Consider the following 3,047-nt stretch of genomic DNA (forward strand, 5'->3'; position numbering starts at 1 on the left):
GCCGTTGGGCCGATAATGGCTGTTTTAGAGCCAGCTTTGGCTGTGAAAGAAACCGATTTTAAAATTGGCTTTTGCCCGAAACTTAAATTAAGGTCTTTCGCTTCTACATCGCCTTTTAATGATGTGGTTAAAGTTCCCGGATGGTTGATTTCCGCAGCATTCAGCACACTTTCAATTCTTTGGTAAGATGCTGTGGCCTGTGCGATCACATTACTCATAAAACCGATCACCAAAATCGGAAAAATAATCAGTGCCAGGTAGCTGTTAAAAGCGGTAAATTCTCCCAATGTCATCGAATTGGTGATTACAAAGTGACCGCCCAGAACCAAAATACAAAGGCCAGCTAAATTGGCTGTGAAAACAATAACCGGAATAAGTGATGCAAACATCCGGAGGATGGACAATCCCAAATCTTTTGCTTTCGCATTGGCATCCAGAAACTTATTGTACTCGAGCATCTGCGAATTGATTACACGGATCAGGGCCGAGCCCATAATACTTTCGCTGATTACTTTGTTCAGCCAATCGATTACTTCCCTGCTCTTTTTAAAAAGCACCCTTACTTTGCTCAGCACATAAAAAAATGCTCCTCCGATAATGGGTACGATGGCTATTACACATAACGCCAGTTTCCAGTTGATCATCAAAAGCAGAATACTGGCACCAACAATCAAAAAGATCGACGAAGCAAGCGAAACAATGGCCTGCGAAACAAACATTTTAATCGAATCGGCATCGGCAGTAAGGTTGGTGAGCAGTTTGGAGGGGTTTGCCTTAATGATATAAGCATGGCTCTGTCTCGAAATCTGATCAGAAAGTTTCGTTCTTAAATCTTTTGCCACACGCTCCGAAGCATAGGTTTGCACAATGCTCTGCAGGTAGGTAAAGATAAAAACCAGTACAATGGCCAGCGAAAACTGGAACATAATATGTTTTAGATCGAAGGTTTTATTGGTATAAGAATCGATACCACTGGCAATAATTTTTGGTAAGAGCAGGTTAATGCCATTACTGAGCAGGGCAAACAGGATGAGCAAGAAAATTAAGCCGCGATAATTTCCAAGTAAACTGAAAATACCTGGCTTTTTGGCTTCTTTGGTTTTTTTCATATCAATGAAGATACCTTAAATTGTAGATCCCAAATTTAGTCCAAAGAAATGATTAAATGGTTGAATTTTGAATGAGAGAATGTAATTTATTTGAAGGAGTTCATCATTCAATAAATCAATCATTCCCCCATTCAATCATTCTCTCATTCTTTCATTTAGTCTACTTACTTTCTTTCAAAACCATATCAATGGTAATCGCAGTGGCCACAATTGCAACTTTTTGATTGCTTTCGGCATAATTTGGATCGATAGAAACATTGTATTTATCGGCAGTAGTGAAAATTTCTTTCATTGCGCCAGCCCATTTTTTGCTGATTTTGCCCATTTCTGTGCCTGCATTATTGGTGATGCTAAAATTCCATGCTTTCCAATCGCCAGATATTTTTGCAATTTCTTCTCCCGTGGCCGGACTAGAAATCGTAAATGTTGGTTTAAAGAACTTGAATTTCTGCTTAATAATACCTACTTCGGCACCAAGCGGGTCGGTAACAGTAATTTTCGACATCCAGAATGTCCAGCCTCTCGTAATGGTAGCCTGTAACTGATCGTTTGTATCGGTAATTTCCAGTTTAAAGGGCATCATACGCTTATCGATCAATAATGTTAAAGCCTTTTGCCAACCCGAAATACGCTGTTTAATAATCCCGATCTGTGCACCCTGGTCATTGTATACCTTGTACTCATTTGCAAACTTTAAAAAATTTACTTTCTCGTCAATAAAATACTCGTCGCTTAAAAAAAATGGAGGGATCTGCTTGTTCATAATTAAGATATATTTTTAGATAAGCCGCTAAAATATATATTTTTTTTCATTGGCGATTGTAAAAGAGTAGCCACGGATGCACGGATTAACACGGAGCTATTTCAGCAATATGTCAGACTAATGAACTAATGACCAGTGAACCAATTTCCAGTTTTCAGTTTACAATTGAAAGTTTGCAATGAACGAGATGTTACTCGATTAACCGATTAATCAATTTAAACAGTTAACCTATGTAACCAATAAACATTGCTACCTTTGCAAACGAAAAGCCATTGAAGAAAATGGTTAAACCCCAATAAAATGATTGAAATAGGAAAATACAACGAGTTAAGGATTTTAAGCAAAACAGAAGCTGGATTAAATTTAACCGACGGCGATAAAACAGTAATCCTCCCTTACCAGTACGTACCAAAAGGCGCCGAAATTGGCGATAACATCAGTGTTTTTGTTTTTATACAGAAAGATGGCCGCTTAACCGGCACCACACAAAAAGCCTATGCCGAAGTTGGCGATTTTGCTTTTTTGAAAGTGGTTTCTGATGGTGAAGATGGTGTTTTTATGGATCTTGGCATCGATAAAGACGTTTACGTGCCTGCCCGCGAGCAGAAAAGGCCGATGCAAAAAGGCTATAAATATGTGGTGTACCTGTATCTGGATGAAAATAACGACAGATTACTGGCATCATCTAAGCTATACGATTTTGTAGAGGAAGATGGCTTCGACTTTGAAGAAGGCGATGAAGTAAGTTTATTGATTACTGAAGAAACAGACCTTGGTTACAATGCCATTATTAACAATACTTATATTGGTTTGCTTTACAATAACGAGGTTTTCGATAACGTGCAACCTGGCGAAATGCGTAAAGGCTGGATCAAGAAAATCCGTGTGGAAGGTAAAATCGATTTAACCCTGCAGCCTAGTGGCTACGGACATATCCTCGATTCGAAAGAGATGATGTTAAAAGAATTGAAAAAGAGTGGTGGCGTGATTGAACTTGGCGATAAAAGTTCTCCAGAGGATATTTATCACCGTTTCCAGATCAGCAAAAGTGCATTCAAAAAAACAATCGGATCGCTTTATAAAGAGCGGATGATCGTACTTTCAGACGATTCGATCAGGTTGCTTACCGATGAGGATGCAGAGTAATAATTAAAATCGTCATTGCGAGAAGGCTT

The 3,047-nt window shown here is 38.8% G+C and carries 3 protein-coding genes; 1 reads left to right on the forward strand and 2 read right to left on the reverse strand.

Annotated features, from left to right (window positions below; genetic code table 11):
• Both B2V92_RS25150 and B2V92_RS25155 read right to left on the reverse strand, forming a co-directional pair.
• On the reverse strand, positions 1-1,109 hold a 1,109-nt coding region (locus tag B2V92_RS25150), incomplete at its 3' end, for an ABC transporter transmembrane domain-containing protein (RefSeq protein WP_293313291.1).
• A 160-nt stretch (positions 1,110-1,269) separates the two neighbouring features.
• Positions 1,270-1,872 (reverse strand): LURP-one-related/scramblase family protein, encoded by a 603-nt coding sequence (locus B2V92_RS25155; protein WP_293313293.1) that lies wholly within the window; start codon positions 1,870-1,872, stop codon positions 1,270-1,272.
• Between the two features lie 300 nt (positions 1,873-2,172).
• Between B2V92_RS25155 and B2V92_RS25160 the strand changes: the two genes are divergently transcribed.
• Positions 2,173-3,018, forward strand: a complete 846-nt coding sequence (locus tag B2V92_RS25160; protein ID WP_293313295.1) for a CvfB family protein — start codon at positions 2,173-2,175, stop codon at positions 3,016-3,018.
• The last annotated feature ends 29 nt before the right edge of the window (positions 3,019-3,047 follow it).

The organism is Pedobacter sp. UBA5917 (genome assembly GCF_002432345.1).
Lineage (GTDB): Bacteria > Bacteroidota > Bacteroidia > Sphingobacteriales > Sphingobacteriaceae > Pedobacter.

Bases quoted from the DNA above. Each gene is read 5' to 3' on its own strand.
- B2V92_RS25155 (WP_293313293.1), bottom strand. From the start codon at position 1,872: ATGAACAAGCAGATCCCTCCATTTTTTTTAAGCGACGAGTATTTTATT.
- B2V92_RS25160 (WP_293313295.1), top strand. From the start codon at position 2,173: ATGATTGAAATAGGAAAATACAACGAGTTAAGGATTTTAAGCAAAACA.